We start from the raw sequence: 2,686 nt of genomic DNA on the forward strand, positions 1-2,686 counted from the left end.
GGCCGTACGACAAGCCGCAATACGCCGTAACCGTGCTCGTAGAACACGGCGGCGGAGGCGGAAGCGCGGCAGGTCCCGTGATAATGCAAATCTACGAAAAGCTCGTCCAGATGGACTACATCGACGCCAACGCAACGACTAACAAAGACAGCGCAAAGAAAACGAAGTAGAGCGGAATTTTAGAATTATAAAATTTTAGAATTCCGCTCGTGCTTTGTCTGCTTTAAATTTTGAAATTTATCCACCTTCCGTAAGTCTGAAATTTTAAAATTTCATGCAGGCTAGAGGTATAGAATTTATCTTGTCTTTAGGATTTGGAATTTTAAAATTTCATACAACCATGCTTTATCTGCTCTAAATTTTGAAATTTAACGCAGCTCGGTAACGTTAAATTTCAAAATTCTACCTAGCAATGGGCTTGAAATTCGGCAAGGCTAAATAATTTTTAAATTTTAAATATGCACTAAGAATAAAAAGATAGAATGCGGTTGAATATTTTTTCAAAAATGGGGAAATTTTATGAGGGATTATGATAAGGAGCCGATCAAAATCATAGACAGAGCGGTGTATTTCCAAGCAAATAGCCTATTTATCGCCTTAATATCTTTTTGCGCTCTATATAGATCCGACACTACAGCCATCGATCTCTTAAAATTTAACAACAAAGATTCGTTCCTGCTCCTTATAGCCGTAGTTTTATTTATCGCACAAATACAATGGTATGTAAAGTGCAGGCGCAAAATTTCGTATTTTGAGTTTTTTAACGATAAAATCTCTTACGAATTTGCGCACGATTCAGAGCGCAATAAATGTATCGATGCTTCAAATGCCGATAAGATAAACTTCTGCATCGTATCCGAGCTCATAGATAGCTTCGGTAGATTTCACTACTTTACCTCCTACGAGCTTTATAAAAAATCATCTATTGGGGTGCATATCGGTAAACTGGCGCTGTTTTTATACTATACGATAAATTTTATCTTGCTTGTTTTGCCGTTTAAAATTTTTATGTTGATTAAAAATAAAGAGCCGCTAAGTCTGCTAAATAAAAATGTCGTGATTAAATTTAAAAATCGCAACTATTTTTTGATAAACATCTACTCAAAGCGCGAATTGGATGAAATTTTGCAGTATTGCAAAGACAAAAATATAACCGTAGAGCAGAAAACAAATTTCATCCCGCATTGGCAAAATTTTACCTATTTCACTGATAAAAACGAAATTTGGAGTGATGATTTCGGCGATACGCAAATTCCAAAAGACACGTTTAAGCGAAAGCTTAGGCGGTTTTTTAGTCTAGATTAAAAATTTAAATCCATGGATAAGGAGCTGGAAATGGGACGCGATGAAAAAGTTGAATTGGAAAAAGATTCTTTAGATCAAAATAAGAAGCAGGAAATGACGCACGAAGAAAAAGCGGAGTTGGCAAAAAGTGCTTTAGAAAAAATGTATGAATTAACAATGACTGCTTTAAATGCTATGACTGTCGGTGCGGAAGGCGTGGCTGGAACAGCCATATCTGTTTACTTGGGAGGAATAGATATGGTGTTTGACCTTGCTAAACACCCAGGAGAAAATCATTATAAGGGTATAGGTAGAGCTGTTGGCAATATGCTTAATATACCTTTATCAATTACGGGTGGTATGCTATTAAAAAATAGAGAAATGAGTATTAGAATGCTTGGTGGAGCTGGTACTTACCAAGTTTTAACTAAAATTAATTTAGGTGATATGTCTGCTGATTTTTTTAATACTTTCGTGGCTAATGCTGATAGATTTTATGAGGAGATATTGACCAATAAAGCCTTCTTTAAACAGACATTAAACGGATTAAAAGAGCGTGGTATTATGAATTTCTGTGATTATTTTGATCCAGATGGCGACGGAAATGTATCCGCGAGCGATATAGTTAATGGGTATAAAAAGCTATTTTCTAAACCCGCAGGGTTTGGAACTATGGAATTCGAAGAAAAATTTAAAGTTAGAAAAGAATTTGAGGTAGATATTTCTTTAAAAGATAAAACCCTTACCCTTACCACCCCTACATCCACCGCCACTGCAGGCGCTGTAGGCGCTACAGGCACGCTAAGCGGAACCGCCGCAAGCTCGCTGCTATCCTCTGCCTCCGCAGCTCTTAGCGCCATCAATGCAGCCTTAAATTCAGGCGGAGCTATCGAGCATTTGGCTCTAAACGACCGAACATATGACGTCAAGCAACTTTCAAATTTACAGATCAGAAATATTATAGATAAAATTCCTGAAGTATCGTTTTTACTCTCAAATATCCTGATAAGACCGGGAGAGAAATTGGATCTGGGAGAGGGTAGAATTTATACCGTTAAAAGAGGCGATACCCTATCACAGATAGCCGCCAGATATGGACTAAAAACCAAAGATGTGGTTATGAAAAATATGTATCTGGTAGATGAAGGCAGGATAAAATTTCAGCAAGATAGTATTTTGATACAGACAAACACTTATGAATTAAACTCTCAAGCGTTCGATACCGCTCTAAACGGTCTTGCTTACGCACAATCCGTATTGGCAGCAGGTATGCAAGCGGGCGCTTCACTTATAAACGATGTTCTTATGAGCTACTTAAATAATTCAAACGCCTATCTAAACTCTCAATTTAACTTCTTAATCTACGACCCTCTCGCCCTTGATCTTAACGGCGACGGCAAGA

General features: G+C 37.5%; 2 protein-coding genes. Both read left to right on the plus strand.

The features are described from left to right. Positions 1-519: 519 nt before the first annotated feature. Positions 520-1,305, plus strand: a complete 786-nt coding sequence (locus Q0460_RS03115; protein ID WP_299084742.1) for a hypothetical protein — start codon at positions 520-522, stop codon at positions 1,303-1,305. 30 nt (positions 1,306-1,335) lie between these two features. Continuing rightward, a partial coding sequence (locus Q0460_RS03120; protein ID WP_299084745.1) for a LysM domain-containing protein occupies positions 1,336-2,686 on the plus strand: 1,351 nt, incomplete at its 3' end.

This window comes from uncultured Campylobacter sp. (assembly GCF_937980635.1).
GTDB lineage: Bacteria > Campylobacterota > Campylobacteria > Campylobacterales > Campylobacteraceae > Campylobacter_B.